This is a genomic window from Halomonas faecis, assembly GCF_010993975.1.
GTDB classification, from domain to species: Bacteria; Pseudomonadota; Gammaproteobacteria; order Pseudomonadales; family Halomonadaceae; genus Halomonas; species Halomonas faecis.
The window spans coordinates 183,320-198,298 of the sequence record NZ_JAACZO010000032.1; the positions used below are offsets into that span (position 1 = coordinate 183,320).

General features: G+C 64.3%; 15 protein-coding genes. 9 read left to right on the forward strand and 6 right to left on the reverse strand.

All coding sequences use genetic code 11. From position 1 onward, the window contains the following. The first annotated feature begins 109 nt into the window (after positions 1-109). From GFD32_RS12660 to pepN, 3 genes are all read left to right on the forward strand, one after another. Positions 110-646: an Hsp20/alpha crystallin family protein gene (locus GFD32_RS12660; RefSeq protein WP_163576975.1), complete on the forward strand. Its 537-nt coding sequence runs from the start codon at positions 110-112 to the stop codon at positions 644-646. Between the two features lie 174 nt (positions 647-820). Next, positions 821-1,222 (forward strand): YbaN family protein, encoded by a 402-nt coding sequence (locus tag GFD32_RS12665; protein WP_163576976.1) that lies wholly within the window; start codon positions 821-823, stop codon positions 1,220-1,222. 72 nt (positions 1,223-1,294) lie between these two features. After that, complete coding sequence (gene pepN, locus GFD32_RS12670) at positions 1,295-3,934, forward strand: aminopeptidase N (protein WP_163576977.1); 2,640 nt, start codon at positions 1,295-1,297, stop codon at positions 3,932-3,934. A 161-nt stretch (positions 3,935-4,095) separates the two neighbouring features. On the opposite strand, the gene GFD32_RS12675 is transcribed toward pepN, so the two are convergent. Genes GFD32_RS12675 through GFD32_RS20090 form a run of 4 tightly spaced genes read right to left on the reverse strand, consistent with a single transcriptional unit; the run spans position 4,096 to position 6,651 of the window. Then, positions 4,096-4,383 (reverse strand): hypothetical protein, encoded by a 288-nt coding sequence (locus GFD32_RS12675; RefSeq protein ID WP_163576978.1) that lies wholly within the window; start codon positions 4,381-4,383, stop codon positions 4,096-4,098. A 16-nt stretch (positions 4,384-4,399) separates the two neighbouring features. Then, on the reverse strand, positions 4,400-4,786 hold the full coding sequence (locus tag GFD32_RS12680; RefSeq protein WP_163576979.1) for a CBS domain-containing protein: 387 nt from the start codon (positions 4,784-4,786) through the stop codon (positions 4,400-4,402). Positions 4,787-4,807: 21 nt separating this feature from the next. Continuing rightward, on the reverse strand, positions 4,808-5,158 hold the full coding sequence (locus GFD32_RS12685) for a P-II family nitrogen regulator (protein ID WP_089687723.1): 351 nt from the start codon (positions 5,156-5,158) through the stop codon (positions 4,808-4,810). Continuing rightward, positions 5,155-6,651 (reverse strand): DUF1538 domain-containing protein, encoded by a 1,497-nt coding sequence (locus GFD32_RS20090; RefSeq protein ID WP_163576980.1) that lies wholly within the window; start codon positions 6,649-6,651, stop codon positions 5,155-5,157. The genes GFD32_RS12685 and GFD32_RS20090 overlap by 4 nt, the downstream gene beginning before the upstream one ends. A 162-nt stretch (positions 6,652-6,813) precedes the next feature. Between GFD32_RS20090 and GFD32_RS12695 the strand changes: the two genes are divergently transcribed. Both GFD32_RS12695 and GFD32_RS12700 read left to right on the forward strand, forming a co-directional pair. Then, entirely contained in the window at positions 6,814-7,242 is a 429-nt protein-coding gene (locus tag GFD32_RS12695; RefSeq protein ID WP_163576981.1) for a VOC family protein, read from the forward strand. 72 nt (positions 7,243-7,314) lie between these two features. After that, complete coding sequence (locus GFD32_RS12700; protein WP_163576982.1) at positions 7,315-8,088, forward strand: putative sodium/potassium/calcium exchanger; 774 nt, start codon at positions 7,315-7,317, stop codon at positions 8,086-8,088. Positions 8,089-8,187: 99 nt separating this feature from the next. On the opposite strand, the gene GFD32_RS12705 is transcribed toward GFD32_RS12700, so the two are convergent. Then, positions 8,188-8,394 carry a cold-shock protein gene (locus tag GFD32_RS12705; protein WP_089687709.1) on the reverse strand — a complete coding sequence of 69 codons (207 nt, stop codon included), beginning with the start codon at positions 8,392-8,394 and terminating at the stop codon, positions 8,188-8,190. Positions 8,395-8,755: 361 nt separating this feature from the next. Here GFD32_RS12705 and GFD32_RS12710 point away from each other — a divergent pair, with 361 nt between their 5' ends. Further along, the gene (locus tag GFD32_RS12710) at positions 8,756-9,403 is read left to right on the forward strand and encodes a LysE family translocator (protein ID WP_163576983.1); all 648 of its coding nucleotides are present in this window, start codon (positions 8,756-8,758) and stop codon (positions 9,401-9,403) included. 164 nt (positions 9,404-9,567) lie between these two features. On the opposite strand, the gene GFD32_RS12715 is transcribed toward GFD32_RS12710, so the two are convergent. Beyond that, positions 9,568-11,523, reverse strand: a complete 1,956-nt coding sequence (locus GFD32_RS12715; protein ID WP_163576984.1) for a transglycosylase SLT domain-containing protein — start codon at positions 11,521-11,523, stop codon at positions 9,568-9,570. Between the two features lie 210 nt (positions 11,524-11,733). On the opposite strand from GFD32_RS12715, the gene GFD32_RS12720 reads away from it, so the two are divergent. From GFD32_RS12720 to htpG, 3 genes are all read left to right on the forward strand, one after another. Beyond that, complete coding sequence (locus tag GFD32_RS12720; protein WP_240455638.1) at positions 11,734-12,258, forward strand: PaaI family thioesterase; 525 nt, start codon at positions 11,734-11,736, stop codon at positions 12,256-12,258. Next, complete coding sequence (locus GFD32_RS12725) at positions 12,251-12,727, forward strand: PaaI family thioesterase (RefSeq protein WP_163576985.1); 477 nt, start codon at positions 12,251-12,253, stop codon at positions 12,725-12,727. Before GFD32_RS12720 ends, GFD32_RS12725 begins: the two co-directional genes overlap by 8 nt. 95 nt (positions 12,728-12,822) lie before the next feature. Beyond that, on the forward strand, positions 12,823-14,727 hold the full coding sequence (htpG, locus tag GFD32_RS12730; protein ID WP_163576986.1) for a molecular chaperone HtpG: 1,905 nt from the start codon (positions 12,823-12,825) through the stop codon (positions 14,725-14,727). Positions 14,728-14,979 lie beyond the last annotated feature (252 nt).

The window sequence follows — 14,979 nt, forward strand, 5'->3', positions numbered from 1 at the left end:
TCACTGCAGGGCGCCTTGAAAAGCGTCCGCGCGTCACCAAATCTATGAATGAAGACAGGCAGTATTCCTTGGGATTTGCGTCACGTGTTCATTGAAGAGGAGGTGGCGTATGAATCTACAGAAGTTTTCTCCGTGGAACTGGTTCAAGAGCGAAGCCAGCGATGCACCGTCCAGCGCATCACCCGTCGAGCAGCCGCGCCGAGGCGAGCTGTCACCGCTATTGGGCATGCATCAGGAGCTGGACCGCTGGATGGACAACGCCATGCGCCAGTTCGGCATGCCCTCGCTGGAGGGGCGTTTCGGCGACATGCAGACCCTGCTGCGCCCGCAGCTGGACATCGCAGAGCGTGAGCAGGAGTACGTGATCACCGTCGAGGTGCCGGGCGTCGACGAGAAGGACGTCAAGCTGACCCTCGACGATCAGCGGCTCATCATCGAGGGCGAGAAGCGTCAGGAGAGCACCACCGAGGAGGACCGTTATCAGCGTGTCGAGCGCTCCTATGGCAGCTTCCGCCGCATGCTCGACCTGCCCGCGGATGCCAAGGCCGAGGATATCAAGGCCTCCTTTGCCAACGGCGTCTTGACGGTGACCGTACCGCGCAGCGGCGAGGTCAGGTCCAGCCGGCGCGAGATTCCCATCGAGTAGACCGTGTGATGATTCTTTCGGCCCGCCTCCGGCGGGCTTTTCCTTATGCATGAATCACTGCCGTCATAGACACTGCCGATTGGCAAGCCGACACAGAATGCGCTTGAATGAACGCATCAACGCTGCCGCCACTCGCGGGCGGTGGCCGTCAGGGGCCCGATCGGGAGGACGTTCATGCCGTCAGTGCGCCGTGCCGCCTATCTCGCTCTCGCCTGGGTGAGCTTCGCGCTGGGAGTGATCGGCGCGTTCCTGCCGCTGATGCCCACCACCTGCTTCATGCTACTGGCGGTGTGGGCCGCCTCGCGAGGCTCGCCGCGTTTTGCCCTGTGGATTCGCGAACACCCGCGATTCGGCCCTGCCGTGGTGGCCTGGGAAGGCGAGCGGGCCATTCCGCGTCATGCCAAGTACCTCGCCGTGCTGGCCCTGGGCGTGTCGATTCTGGTGCTTGCCCTGACGGTCAGCTTGGTGTGGTTGAAAGCCGCTCTGGTAGTCGGCCTGGTACTCGTTGGCGTGTGGATAGTGACCCGCCCGGAACCGAGTCTCGGGTCGGTTTCGGCGTCGCCGTCGCGGCGCTGAGAGTGGTGCTTTGAGGTTCGGGGCGCGGCCACCGTACAATGGCGGTCGATTTCCGACAGGAGCCATTTCCCGATGTCCGAACCCAAGCCCACCTACCTGAGCGACTATCGACCGCCTGCCTACCGTGTGACGCATGTCGAGCTCTCTTTCGACCTCGACCCGGCGGCGACGCGAGTGAAGACTCGCCTGCACGTGGAGCGTCATCCCCAGCGCGAGGCGGGTGAGCCCCTCGTCCTCGACGGTGAGCAGCTGGCGCTGGAGGCCATCGCCATCGACGGCCAGCCGCTGGGGGAGGACGAATACGCCGTGGATGATCACGGGCTGACCGTGCATCGGGTGCCCGAGCGCTTCCAGCTCGACACCGAGGTCAAGATCGCGCCCCAGGAGAACACCGCCCTGGAGGGGCTCTATCAGTCCAGTGGCATGTATTGCACCCAGTGCGAGGCGGAAGGTTTCCGCCGCATCACCTTCTACCCCGATCGCCCCGACGTCATGGCCACCTTCTCCACCACGGTGATCGGCGACGGTGAGCGCGAGCCGGTGTTGCTCTCCAACGGGAATCCGGTAGAGCGGGGAACCTTGCCTGGCGGCCGGCATTTCGTCACCTGGGATGACCCCTTTCCCAAGCCTTGCTATCTGTTCGCTCTGGTGGCCGGCGATCTCGTGAAGGTGGAGGATCGCTTCACCACCGCCAGCGGTCGCGAGGTGACCCTGCAGATCTGGGTCGAGGAGGAGAATCTCGACAAGACCGACCACGCCATGGCCTCGCTGAAGCGCGCCATGCGCTGGGACGAAGAGACCTACGGCCGCGAGTACGATCTCGATCGATTCATGATCGTGGCGGTCAACGACTTCAACATGGGCGCCATGGAGAACAAGGGGCTCAACATCTTCAACTCGGCAGCGGTGCTGACTCATCCCCAAACCGCCACCGATGCAGCCTTCCAGCGCGTCGAGGGTATCGTCGCCCACGAGTACTTCCACAACTGGTCGGGCAATCGGGTGACCTGCCGTGACTGGTTCCAGCTCTCGCTCAAGGAGGGTTTCACGGTCTTTCGCGATCAGTGCTTTTCCGCCGATACCAACTCGGCGCCGGTCAAGCGCATCCAGGACGTGGCCTTTTTCCGCACCGCCCAGTTCGCCGAAGATGCCGGCCCCACGGCCCATCCGGTGCGTCCCGACCACTACATCGAGATCTCCAATTTCTACACTCTGACCATCTACGAGAAGGGTGCCGAGATCGTGCGCATGCTGCGCAACCTGGTGGGGTGGGAAGCGTTTCGCCGCGGCAGCGACCGCTACTTCGAACGCTTCGACGGCCAGGCGGTGACCATCGAGGATTTCGTGGCCTGCATGGCCGAAGCTTCCGGCCAGGACCTTTCCCAGTTCCTGCGTTGGTATTCTCAGGCCGGTACGCCGGAGATCGATGCCCACGGCGAGTACGACTACGCCGAGTGCGAGTATCGGCTCACCCTGCGTCAGCGCACCCCGGCCACGCCGGACCAGCCGGAGAAGCTGCCGCTGCACATACCCATTCGCATGGGGCTGGTGGGCACCAAGTCGGGCGAAGATTTGACGCTGACGCTGGACGGCGAGCGCCTGGAGCGCGATACGGTGATCCACCTGCGCGAGGAAGAGCAGACCTTCGTCTTCACTGATGTCCCCGAAGCGCCGGTGCCGTCGCTGGCGCGCGGCTTCTCGGCGCCGGCCAAACTGCGCTTTCCCTACGGCCGCGAGGATCTGGCCTTCCTGCTGGCCAACGACTCCGACGGCTTCAATCGTTGGGATGCCGGCCAGCGCCTGGCCCTGCTGGCACTGGACGATCTCATCGCCGCTCACCGCAACGGGGTCGAGAAGGTGATGGACCCGCGTGTCGTCGAGGCCTTCCGCAGTCTGCTCGCCCAGGCCGGCTCGACCGACGACAAGGCGGTGCTCGCCGAGATGCTGACTCTGCCTTCCGAGGCCTACATCGCCGAGCAGCAGCCGTTAGTGGACGTCGATGCCATTCACGCTGCGCGCACCTTCGTCAAGCAGTCGCTGGCACTCGCCCTGCGCGACGACTTCCTCGCCGTCTATGAGGCGAACCGCAGCGACGCCCCCTATGTGCCGGAGCCCGAGCAAATCGCTGCACGCAGCCTCAAGAACGTGGCGCTTGCGTATCTCGTGGCCATCGAGGACGAGGCGGGCATGGAGAATGCCCAGCAGCAGTTTGCGGCAGACCACAACATGACCGACGTGCGCCAGGCCCTGACCCTGCTCACCCACAGCTCGCGCGACGACCTGTCCGACCCGGCGCTGCGCGCCTTCGGCGAAAAGTGGGCCCACGACCCGCTGGTGATGGATCAATGGTTCAGCATTCAGGTCACCCGGCCGCAGTCGGATGCCCTGGAGCGGGTACGCTTCCTGATGAAGCACCCGGCCTTCTCGCTCAAGAATCCCAACCGCGTACGCGCCCTCGTCGGCGCCTTCGCCGGGCAGAACCGCGTCAACTTCCATCGCCCCGACGGCCAGGGCTACCAGTTGCTCGCCGACGTGGTGATCGAGCTGAACCGCCTGAACCCGGAGATCGCTGCGCGCCTGATCACGCCGTTGACCCGTTGGCAGCGTTTCGACGAGACGCGCCAGGCGCTCATGAAGCGCGAGCTCGAACGCATCCGCGCCGAGGAGCTCTCGCCCAACGTCTACGAAGTGGTGGAGAAAGCACTAGCGTAATGGCTTTCAGCTGTTTCATTGGGCGAGAGTGATTTGCGTCACGAGCGAAGATAGGCTGGTCGCCGCCGGAGCGCAGCTCCCGGAGTGTAGCCTGCTACATGAGGAGAGCGAGCACCGCCGGCGGCCAGGATATCGAGCGCAGTAGCAAATCCTCCGCACAATCAGGTGATCAGCCAGCTCAGTACCATCACCCCCAACACGCCCCACACGACGGTGGCGATCAGCCGCCGTCGCAGCAGCGCGCGCAGGGCGAGATAGAGCAGCCACAGCCCGATGGCCAGTATGGCCACGCTGATCAGTGACGGGGCGATGCCCAGCGATTCGGTGAGGCCGTCCAGAAAGCCGCGGGCGGCGTCGCTGACGTGATGGTAGAGGCGGCTGAGCAGGTCGACCACGAAACGGATCAACTCGCCCAGGAAACTGCCGAGCCAGGAAAAGAAATCTTGCATGGGCCTTCCGAGGTTATCACTCGATCATGTCGAGCACGGTGCCGACGATGTCGTCCATGGTGACCAGGCCGACGAGCTCGTTGTCGTCCAGTACCAGAACCCGCTTGACCACGCTGTCGGTCATCAGCCGGGCGACGTGACGCACGTCCAGCGACTCACCGACGCCGATGGCCGGCTTGGCGCAGACGTCGTAAACGTTGATCAGGTCGATGTCACCCGCTTCGGCGACGATCGTCTTGAGAACATTGGTATAGGTGATCAGCCCCCAGGCGTCGTGGGCGTCCTGCTGTTCCACGACCAGGCACTTGAGGTTGTGCTTCTTCATCAGGCTCAGGGCGTCTCGCAGGGTGGCGAAGGGGGAGACCGTCACCACGTCGCGCATCATGATGTCCTTGACCAGCATGGTTTTTCTCCGTCCAGTGGGTCAGACCTCGTGTCGGATCCGTTCTTCGAAGCGTTTGACCTGCGACATCTCGATACCTCCGAGGTGTTCCACGGGCAGCGTCATCACCAGTCCCTTGGAGTCCTCGCCAGTGGGGTTGAGGACATGGCGAATCGCCTTGAGCACCTTTAGCGACAGGCTCTTCTCCAGGGTCACCAGCAAGATGCTTTGACTCCCCTCGTAGGTCAGTCCGAAGAAGGTCTTCTTGCGCTCGCCGCCGATGCCCCGGCCCGTCATCAGCGTCATGCCGACGGCACCCGCTTCCGTTGCGGCATCGATGCACTCCTGTTCCATGTCTTCTGGGACGATCGCCACCAGCAGGGAAAACTTCATGATGTCTCACCTCGTGGTCGCACCACCCTCTCCATGAGAATGGCATAGGTCATTACGGTCACGATAGGGAAGATCGAGGCAAAGGCGATGAGCCCAAAGCCGTCGATCAGCACGTTGCGTCCGTCGATCTGGCTGGCCAGGCCGATGCCCAGTGCCGTCACCAGCGGTACGGTAACCTCGGAGGTGGTTACCCCTCCCAGGTCGAAGGCCAGCGCCACGATGTAGCGTGGTGCCAGGGCCGTGAGCAGGATCACCAGCAGGTAGCCGGCAATGATGTAGTGGTGGATGGAGTCACCGCTGATGATGCGGTGCACGCCGATGGTGATGCCCACGGCCACGCCGAGGGCGACCAGCAGGCGAATCACGTTGCCTTGGATCTTGCCGGCGGCGGCTTCTTCCGCTTGATGCCCCACGGCGATCAGAGCGGGTTCCGCCATGGTGGTGGCGAAACCGATGGCAAAGGCGAAGAGATAGACCCAAAGCCAGCTGTCGAAGGCGATGAGTTGCTCGGCCATGCGCTGGCCGATGGGAAACAGACCGAGCTTCAGGCCGATGACGAAGGCGTAGAGGCCGACGATCACCAGAGCAAAACCGATCCCCACCTTGATGGGGTCGGATAAGTGACGTTTGAGGACGATATACTGGAAGAACAGAACCACCAGAATGATGGGCAGTACGTCGCGCAGCATGCCCAGTAGGTCGAGGATGGCTTGTAGCGGGCCGGACGTTGGCTGGGTGTCATTACCGGCGCTGATGAGGTCGGCGTTGGCAGGCATGTTGCCACCGTCGGCATAGACGAGGGTGCCGTACAGTTGAACGCTGATCATGGGAACCATGACGGCCAACGCGACCAGGCCAAAGCCATCGATCAGCGGGTTACGGCCGCGAATCGAAGAGGCGAGGCCGATGCCCAAGGCCGCGATGAGTGGAACGGTGACGATGTTGGTGGTGACGCCACCTGAATCGTAGGCCAGCCCGACGATCTCCTCGGGGGCGAAGAAGGTGACGAGAACCACCAGTACGTAGCCGGTGATCATGTACCAGTGGATGGGATGGCCCAGGATCACCCGCAACACGCCGATCGCCATGACCAGTCCCACGGATGCCGCCACGATCAACCGCAGCGTGAGGCCATCGATACGGCCCTCGCTGATCTGCTCGGCCTGCTCGGCCACGGCGATCAACGCCGGCTCGGCGACCACTGCCGAGAAACCGATGGCAAAGCCGAAGGCTAGCAGTATGGGCAGCGAGCCGCGTCGGGCGAACTGGTTGGAGAGCCGCTTGCCAACGGGGAAGATGCTCAGCTCGAGCCCCTGCAGAAACAGTGCGACTCCCACCGCCACGATCAATAGACCGACGGCCATGCCCAGGCCACCTTCCGGCCACTCGCGCAGCAGCAGGCCTTGGAAGGCCACGACCACCACGATGATGGGCAGCAAGTTGCGCAGGGCATGAAGCAGGGCGTGGAGAAAGTCCCTTAACTGTTCTTTCAAGTCCGGCTCCCTGGTACTGATCGGCACATTCGGCAGTCATGCCGTAGAAGCAATCTATCATATTTCATGTCAGCCTCGCGGCGTGGATCGAATGCCCTGTCCAACGCTTGCAGGCTGCGGCAAGATGATACGACTACCCCTGACCGAACCGGAGGCGAAACGATGCTGACTCCTTTCCACCTGGCCGTGCAGGTTCGCGATCTCGCCGAGGCGCGGCGCTTCTACGGCGAGCTCCTCGGCTGTCCGGAGGGCCGCTCCAGCGATGCCTGGGTCGATTTCAACCTGTACGGTCATCAGTTCGTCTGCCATCTCAACCCGGCTCTGGGCGCCGAGGGCGTCGGTGACCATCGCAACCCGGTGGACGGCCACGGCGTGCCCGTGCCGCATTTCGGCGTGGTATTGACGATGGCCGACTGGCAAGCGCTGGTCGACCGCTTGACCGGAGCTGGGGTGCGTTTCGAGATCGAGCCGTACATCCGCTTCGAGGGCGAGCCCGGCGAGCAGGCCACGATGTTCTTTCGCGACCCCAGCGGCAATGCCATCGAATTCAAGGCGTTTCGTGATATCGAAGGGCAACTGTTCGCCAGCTGATTTTGGTCGTCCTGCCTTGCTTGAAAGCCTTGGCTCTGCTGCAATGAGCCCCCCGAATTCAGGAGACAGCCAATGGTGAAGACGCCATGGAAATCTGCAGTCGTGGCGCTCGTGCTGGCCCTCGGCCTGGCAGGCTGCGGTGACGACGGTGATGACACCGCTGCCGAGGCGCCCGAGCAGACCGAGGCTCCCGCCGCGGACGAGCGCGCTAGCGAGAGTGAGAGCGGTGTCGTCGAGGAAACGGCAGAGAGTGACGGCTCTGGTGAGGCCGTGAGCGAGGGCGACGCTGCCGAACCAACGGCGGAAGGTGGGGCGGCCGCGGATGCCGAGGAAGGTGGCCTGGCTGCAGACGGGGAAGCTCCCCTGGTGCCGGAGGACGAGGAGATCGATGCCGATGCGGAGACGCTTGGCGAATCTCCGACGGAAACCCTGGAAGAGGGCGGTGCGCTGCCGGGAGAACCGACCCGCTCTGATATCGATGCCATCATCGAGGAGACCGAGCGTCGTTTCGAGGAAGCCCAGCGCCGCCTTGACGAGCAGTTCGAGGAGGTCGAGAGCGAGCCGTCGGTTCCCGAGCCGATGAACGGCGACTCCATGGAGTTCGAAACCGAACTCGAGCCATCCGGCGATATGCCCGAAGTCAGCGGCAGCGAGCTCGACGAGCAGGCCGCCCAGGCCGGTGAGCCGACCCGCCGTGACATCGACGCGATCATCGAGGAGCAGGAGCGGCGCTTCGAGGAGGCGCAGCGCGAGCTCGATGAGCAGTTCGAGGAAGCCGAACGCCGCGATCCCACCGAAGGGCTCGAAGAGCTCGATGTACCGGAGCCCACCGAGACTAACGATTGAGGCTCAAGATCGTCCGGACATGAAAAAGGCCCACCAAGGTGGGCCTTTTCTTGCGAATCGCCATCGCTCCGGCGATGGCGATTCGGCTGAGGCGATGCCTCAGTCGGTCACTCGGATGTTGGAGGCCTGAAGGCCTTTCTTGCCCTGGGTGACCTCGAAGGAGACCTTCTGGCCATCCTGCAGGGACTTGAAGCCTTCAGCCTGAATTTCGGAGAAGTGGGCGAACAGATCGTCACCGCCGTCGTCCGGAGAGATGAAGCCGTAGCCCTTGGTGTCGTTGAACCACTTGACAGTGCCAGTTGCCATTGTCGATTTCCTTGCATGCTTACTGATGGATCGTGCTGGGCACACGGCCGTGCCGGGCCCGAAGTGCGTGGGCAAGACAAGTGAGAGTGCGCTTCGGGTGTATCGACAAATCGAAATACAACTGACGTCGTTCTACTTGCTGTCCAACGCAGCGGATGATGCATCAGGGCCGAAGGGAGCGTCAAGCTGAGCGCCACCCCCGGCACCGGTGCCCGCCAATCCCAATGTAGAGTGAAAACTCGAGAGCGTCCAGGGAAGAAATGTCGCGTGCCGGGAGGGGGCGTGGCGCCTCCTGAAAGGCGGGATCGGGTAGAATCGACGCCTCACTGCCTTTGACGCTTCGACTTGCGGGAGCCCCATCATGCTGCTGGATGCCCAGTTCTGGCCGTTCTTGATTGCCATCACCTTGCTGACCCTGAGCCCTGGTGTGGATACCCTGCTGGTGATCCGCAATACCGCCCGGGGTGGCGTACGCGACGGCGTGCTGACCAGCCTGGCGATCTGTTGTGGGCTCTTCGTGCATGCGGCCATCTCGGCGCTGGGCATCTCGCTGATCCTGCTGCAGTCAGCCTGGGCCTTTGGCGTGCTCAAGCTGGCAGGGGCGGCCTATCTGATCTGGTTGGGGCTAGCCAGCCTGTTGGCCGCGCGTCGTGGGCAGGCGTTGCCGGTGGCTGGCGTGGGGCAAGAGAAGCACGAGCGCGTGCCGGCGTGGCGGCCGCTGCGCGAGGGACTGCTGTCCAACGTGCTCAACCCCAAGACGGTGGTCTTCTACATGGCCTTTCTGCCGCAGTTCATTGCCTCGGGCGACCCGGCGCTGGTCAAGTCGCTGTTTCTGGCCGGCGTGCACTTCGTGATCGCCAATCTCTGGCAGATCGCGATCGCCGTCATGGTGGGCAGGCTTGGGCGCCTGTTGGCGAGCCGCACGTTTTCCCGCTGGCTCAATGGACTGACCGGCACGGTGCTGATCGTCTTTGGACTGAAGCTGGCGCTGGAGCGCCAGCCGGGCTGACCGCCCGGACTGCGTCCGGGAGTTTGAAGCCTGAAGAGCGTCGCTTCGCTCCTGGAAGCTGGAAGAAAGGGCTTGTGAAACCCAGGGTGGCGAATTCATGCTGTCTTTCAGCTTCAAGCTTAAGCCTGCGAAGCAGGCGTTCTTCCAGCTCCCGGCGAAGCCGGTCAGTTCCTGGCCAGCAGCGAGGCGTCGTAGCGCACGCGTTTCTCTGCCGCGCTGAGCAGCGAGACGCCTTCGCTGTCGCCACCGTTGGCGAGGCTTTCGAAGATCACCCGGTACGCGAGTACGGCTTGAACGTAGTCACGGGTTTCGCGAAAGGGGATGCTCTCGACGAATAGGTCGAAGTCTTGCGGCCCATCACGTAGCCAGCGGTCGACACGGCCGGGGCCGGCGTTGTAGGCCGCGGCCGCGGCCAGGCGGTTGCCGCGATAGCGCTCCAGCATGTCACGCAGGTAGGTACTGCCCAGGCGGATGTTGAGGGCCGGGTCGAGCACTCCATGGAGTCCCGGGTCGCCGATGCCCAACTGCTGGCCTACCTGGCGGGCAGTGCCCGGCATCAGTTGCATCAGCCCGCGTGCTCCGGCGGGGGAGAGTGCCTCCGGGTTGTAGGCGCTCTCGCGCCGGGCGATACCCATCAGCAGGTAGGGGTCGACACCGGTGGCATCCCCCCAGTGCAGGAAGTCATCGCGGTAGGCTTCGGGGAAGCGCCATTCCAGGGCATCCCAGAGTCGGCCGGCGATGGTGGTCTGTACCAGCTTGGCATGCCAGCCGCGCTGGGCGGCGTAGTCGGCCAGGGCTCGCGCCTCCTGTGGTTCGGCACGGGCCACGGCGGCGTACCACTCGCTGGCGGCCAGCCCCGGTTCGTCGATTCGCAGCAACGCTTCGGTGCGCTCGACGATGGGCAAGGCGGCCACCCGTTCACGGGCTGCGGCAGAGACGGCGTTGCGCTCCAAGTTGAGCGCATAGGGTTGGCCGAGGCGGTCGGCCGCGGCAAAGCCAAAAAAGCTGCGCTGATCGGCCGCGGCGGCGTAGGCCTGGCGTGCCGTAGCCGGATCGCTGAGCCGTTCCAGGGCGCGTCCCAGCCAGTACTGCCAGCGTGCTTCCTGCCGCGGCTCGTCGGGCATGCGGTGAACCCAGTCGATCACCCCCTGCCAGTCGCGCTCGGCGAGTGCCGTGCGCACCCGCAGTTCGAGCAGGTCCGGCTCCGCTTGGCGTGCGATGATAGCGTCGCGCCAGCCGGCGTGAGCGTCGATGTCGCGCACCATCAGATAGAAGGCCAGATCGTGCTCGATGGCATCGTGGACGCTGTCCGACAGGGGAAGATGTGGGGCGATCTGCCGCCAGGACTCCAGTGCCGCCTCGGTGTCGGCACGCGTGAAGCCGTGCATGGCTGCGGCGAACAGGGCATCGCTGCCGCGGCACTCAGGGCCGATGCAGCGCGGTACCTGGGTGACGGCGGCAAAATCCTGCTGCAAACGAGACAGAGCGTCGTTGGCCTCTTGCCAGCGGCTGCCCAGCAAGCGCCCGAGGTAGCGCACGAGGCCGGACTCGCCCTGCTGCCAGGCGAGGGCCTGACGCTCCCAGATCTCCTGATTGCCGATCTCGCCGCGGGTGCGCAGGGTGTCGAACAGGGTGTCGCAGGCTTCGGGCTGGGAGCTGCCGGTGTGCCAGAGGGCACGGCCACCTTCGGCGGCCGTCTCGGGATCGACGTCCAACAGGGCCGTGTAGTAGTAGCACCGGCGATGCGTGCCTTGCGGTTCACCATCGGCGACCTGGCGCAGGAAGCGGAAACGGCCGGCCGCCCCGTAGCGGGCGATGGCCTGGCCGCGCAGCCACTCGCCCAGCGGCGAGTCGGCATAGCGCTCGATGAAGGCGAGTATGCGCTCGGGCCCGATCTCGGGCAGTCGCTCGCGCAGGCGGTGATAGTCGATGTACCCGATCAGCGGATGCCCCTCGATGGCCGCCATGTCGACCCTGTCCCACTGCTGCGCGCGTGCTGCCTCCAGCGCATTGCGCAGTGAGGCATCGCTGGGCTGGGCGAACAGTGAGGGTGTTATGAGGCACAGGGTGGCAGCGGTCAGCCAGGTGGCGATATGGCGATTCAGGAGGCATGGGCGCATGATATCGGTCTCAGGCCGGTTGGAGTCATCGACCGTCATCCTCGCCCATGATGAGGGTTTTGAGTAGAGGGTGAATGCGAAATCTCCGTACATTAGAGAGCTGCGCGGATAGTGAGCGCTTGCCTCGCTTGCCTCGCTTGCCTTGTTCGCGGCTCGCGGCTAGGCTTCCGGAATGGCGATCAAACGATTGTTTTAAGTCGGGAGAGTGGCGTGAGTCAGCGAGAGCAAGGCGGGGCGACTGCGACGGTGAGTGGCGAAGCGTGGCAACGGGCGCTGACGCGTTTCGTGACCGTGATTCCCCATACTCGGGAGCTGGGGCTGGAGGTGATGGCGGTCGACCCGCCCGAAGTTCGCCTGCGCCTGCCCTGGAGCGACGACCTACTCGGTGATGCCGCACGCGGCCTGGTCCACGGCGGGGTTCTCACCATGCTGCTCGACACGGCCTGCGGCTCCGCGGTGCTCTGTGCGCTGCCCACTCCCGAGGTGTGCCCGACGCTCGACCTGCGCGTCGATCATTTCCGGCCGGCCGCGGGGGGGCAGCCGATCTGGGCCAGCGCGCGGGCGGTGCGCGTCTCCGAGTCGGTCGTCTTCACCGAGGGGCTGCTATGGCAGGAGTCGGTGGAACGTCCCGTCGCCAGGGGTATCGCCAACTTCGTGCGTCTGGGGCCACGCAATACCCCTGCGGGGTTCGTCGAGGCGCTGTTTGCCGAGGACGAGGAGCCGTCCCATGTTTGAAGGCTTCCACGACGTGGCCTGGCTGGAGAAGACCCGCGCCGAGGGTGATGTCGCCGCCTGGCTGGCGCTGATTCCCTATGCGCAGCGCATCGGTGTCAGCGCCGAGCTGGACCCGCAGGGCGAGGGGCTGCTCTTTCGGCTCGAGCCCCGGGAGGGCAACGTGGGCAACGTGTTGCTGCCGGCACTGCACGGCGGCGTGGTGGCGGCCTTTATGGAAACCGCCGCGACGCTGGACCTGATGCTCGCCGCCCGCGAGCCGCGCCTGCCGCGCATCGTCGACGTTTCCATCGACTACCTGCGTACCGCCCGCGTCGAGCCCACCCAGGCGCGTTGCGCGCTGCTGCGCGAGGGCCGGCGCCTGGCTAACGTGCAGGTCTCGGCCTGGCAGCGCAGCGAATCCGAACCCGTGGCCACGGCACGCCTGCATTTCGTGCTGAGTGCCCCCGAAAGCCTCGAAGAGGGTGCTTGAAATCGTCGGACCCACCCCCATATCGCTTGGCAGTTCATTGACGGGCGACGCCATCGGGGCGTCGTCGCTGGTTCAAGCCATGAGGTGAAAGGTCCATGTCCACTGCTACCCGCGAGGAAACGCTCGGCTTCCAGACCGAGGTCAAGCAGCTGCTGCATCTGATGATTCACTCCCTGTACTCGAACCGGGAGATATTCCTGCGCGAGCTGATTTCCAACGGTGCCGACGCCTGCGACAAGCTGCGTTATGCGGCGCTGGACAACGATGAGCTCTATGAAGGCGACAGCGAACTGCGCATCGAGATCGAGCACGACAGCGAGGCCGGTACCGTCACCGTGCGCGACAACGGCGTCGGCATGAATCGCGACGAGGTGATCGAGAATCTCGGTACCATCGCACGCAGCGGCACCGCCGAGTTCCTCAAGCAGCTCACCGGCGAGCAGCAGAAGGACGCTCGGTTGATCGGCCAGTTCGGGGTGGGGTTCTACTCCAGTTTCATCGTCGCCGACGAGGTGACGGTGCGCACCCGCAAGGCGGGCACCTCTGCCGAAGAGGGCGTCGAGTGGCACTCCAAGGGCGAGGGCGAGTTCACCGTAGCCGACGCCGAGCTGGCGCGTCACGGTACCGAGATCGTCCTGCACCTGAAGGAAGACGCCCAGGAGTTCGCCGACGACTTCCGTCTCAAGAACCTGGTGCGCAAGTACTCCGACCACATCGAGGTGCCGGTGCGCATGCCCAAGGTCGAGAGTGATCGCGACGACGAGGGCAAGCCGATCGAAGGCACCGAGCGCACCGTGTGGGAGACCGTCAACGAGGCGACCGCCCTGTGGGTGCGCCCCAAGAGCGAGATCTCCGACGACGAGTACAAGGCCTTCTACAAGCACGTCGCCCACGACTTCAGCGATCCGCTGACCTGGAGCCACAACAAGGTCGAGGGCAAGCTGGAGTACACCAGCCTGCTCTACGTGCCGGGGCGCGCGCCTTTCGATCTCTACGAACGCGATGGCGCCCGTGGCGTCAAGCTCTACGTACAGCGCGTCTTCATCATGGACGACGCCGAGCAGTTCCTGCCGCTCTACCTACGCTTCATCAAGGGCGTGCTCGATACCCGAGACCTGTCGCTCAACGTTTCCCGCGAGCTGCTGCAGCAGGACCCGCAGGTCGAGAAGATCAAGAGCGCGCTGACCAAACGGGCGCTGGACATGCTGAAGAAACTGGCCAAGGACAAGGAGGCCTATCAGACCTTCTGGAACACCTTCGGCAGCGTATTGAAGGAAGGCCCGGCGGAGGATTTCGCCAACCGCGAGAAGATCGCGGGCCTGCTGCGCTTCTCCACCACCCACACCGACAGCGCCACCCAGGACCAGTCCCTGGCCGACTACGTCGAGCGCATGAAGGAAGGGCAGCAGAAGATCTACTACATCGTGGCCGACGGCTTCAATGCGGTGAAGAACAGCCCGCATCTCGAGATCTTCCGCAAGAAAGGCATCGAGGTACTGTTGCTCTCCGACCGCATCGACGAGTGGCTGATGAGCCACCTCACCGAGTTCGACGGCAAGAGCTTCGTCGACGTGGCCAAGGGCGAGCTCGACCTCGGCGAGATCGAGGGCGAGGAGGAGAAGAAGGCCCAGGAGGAGACCGCCAAGGCCAAGGAGGATCTGGTCAAGCGCGTCAAGGAAGCGCTCGGCGACGAGGTTCAAGAGGTCAAGGTGACCCATCGCCTGACCGATTCGCCGGCCTGCGTGGTGCTGCCCGAGCATGAGATGGGCTTTCAGATGCGCCGCATCATGGAGGCCGCCGGCCAGAAGCTGCCGGAGGTGAAGCCGATCCTAGAGCTCAACCCCGAACACGGTCTGGTGTCCCGCCTCGAGGCGGCCGAGGGCGAGGGCTTCGGCGATCTGGCGCGCGTACTGCTCGATCAGGCGATCATCGCCGAAGGCGGTCAGCTCGACGACCCGGCCGCCTACGTCAAGCGGCTCAATGCCCTGTTGAGCGCTTGATCCAGCCCTGCTGTCGGTGCCGCCACGGCGGTGCCAATCTCCTGCACAGGCCGCCTTCGGGCGGCCTTCGCGTATCCGGCGCGGCGTTGTCGGCGCGCTTTACGTCAACGTAAGAGCATGCGCTTCTTCCGAAATTTCAGCCGGATAGTGCTACATTGGTGGGGCTGTTGTCTGGCCGGCCGCCGGTTGTGCATCGCGGCACCGTCAGGTATGAATGACCGTGCCGACACTTGCAGGTTTATCAATAACCAC

Coding starts and splice junctions, on each gene's coding strand:
- GFD32_RS12660 (WP_163576975.1), top strand. CDS start 110: ATGAATCTACAGAAGTTTTCTCCGTGGAACTGGTTCAAGAGCGAAGCC.
- GFD32_RS12665 (WP_163576976.1), top strand. CDS start 821: ATGCCGTCAGTGCGCCGTGCCGCCTATCTCGCTCTCGCCTGGGTGAGC.
- pepN (WP_163576977.1), top strand. CDS start 1,295: ATGTCCGAACCCAAGCCCACCTACCTGAGCGACTATCGACCGCCTGCC.
- GFD32_RS12675 (WP_163576978.1), bottom strand. CDS start 4,383: ATGCAAGATTTCTTTTCCTGGCTCGGCAGTTTCCTGGGCGAGTTGATC.
- GFD32_RS12680 (WP_163576979.1), bottom strand. CDS start 4,786: ATGCTGGTCAAGGACATCATGATGCGCGACGTGGTGACGGTCTCCCCC.
- GFD32_RS12685 (WP_089687723.1), bottom strand. CDS start 5,158: ATGAAGTTTTCCCTGCTGGTGGCGATCGTCCCAGAAGACATGGAACAG.
- GFD32_RS12695 (WP_163576981.1), top strand. CDS start 6,814: ATGCTGACTCCTTTCCACCTGGCCGTGCAGGTTCGCGATCTCGCCGAG.
- GFD32_RS12700 (WP_163576982.1), top strand. CDS start 7,315: ATGGTGAAGACGCCATGGAAATCTGCAGTCGTGGCGCTCGTGCTGGCC.
- GFD32_RS12705 (WP_089687709.1), bottom strand. CDS start 8,394: ATGGCAACTGGCACTGTCAAGTGGTTCAACGACACCAAGGGCTACGGC.
- GFD32_RS12710 (WP_163576983.1), top strand. CDS start 8,756: ATGCTGCTGGATGCCCAGTTCTGGCCGTTCTTGATTGCCATCACCTTG.
- GFD32_RS12715 (WP_163576984.1), bottom strand. CDS start 11,523: ATGCGCCCATGCCTCCTGAATCGCCATATCGCCACCTGGCTGACCGCT.
- GFD32_RS12725 (WP_163576985.1), top strand. CDS start 12,251: ATGTTTGAAGGCTTCCACGACGTGGCCTGGCTGGAGAAGACCCGCGCC.
- htpG (WP_163576986.1), top strand. CDS start 12,823: ATGTCCACTGCTACCCGCGAGGAAACGCTCGGCTTCCAGACCGAGGTC.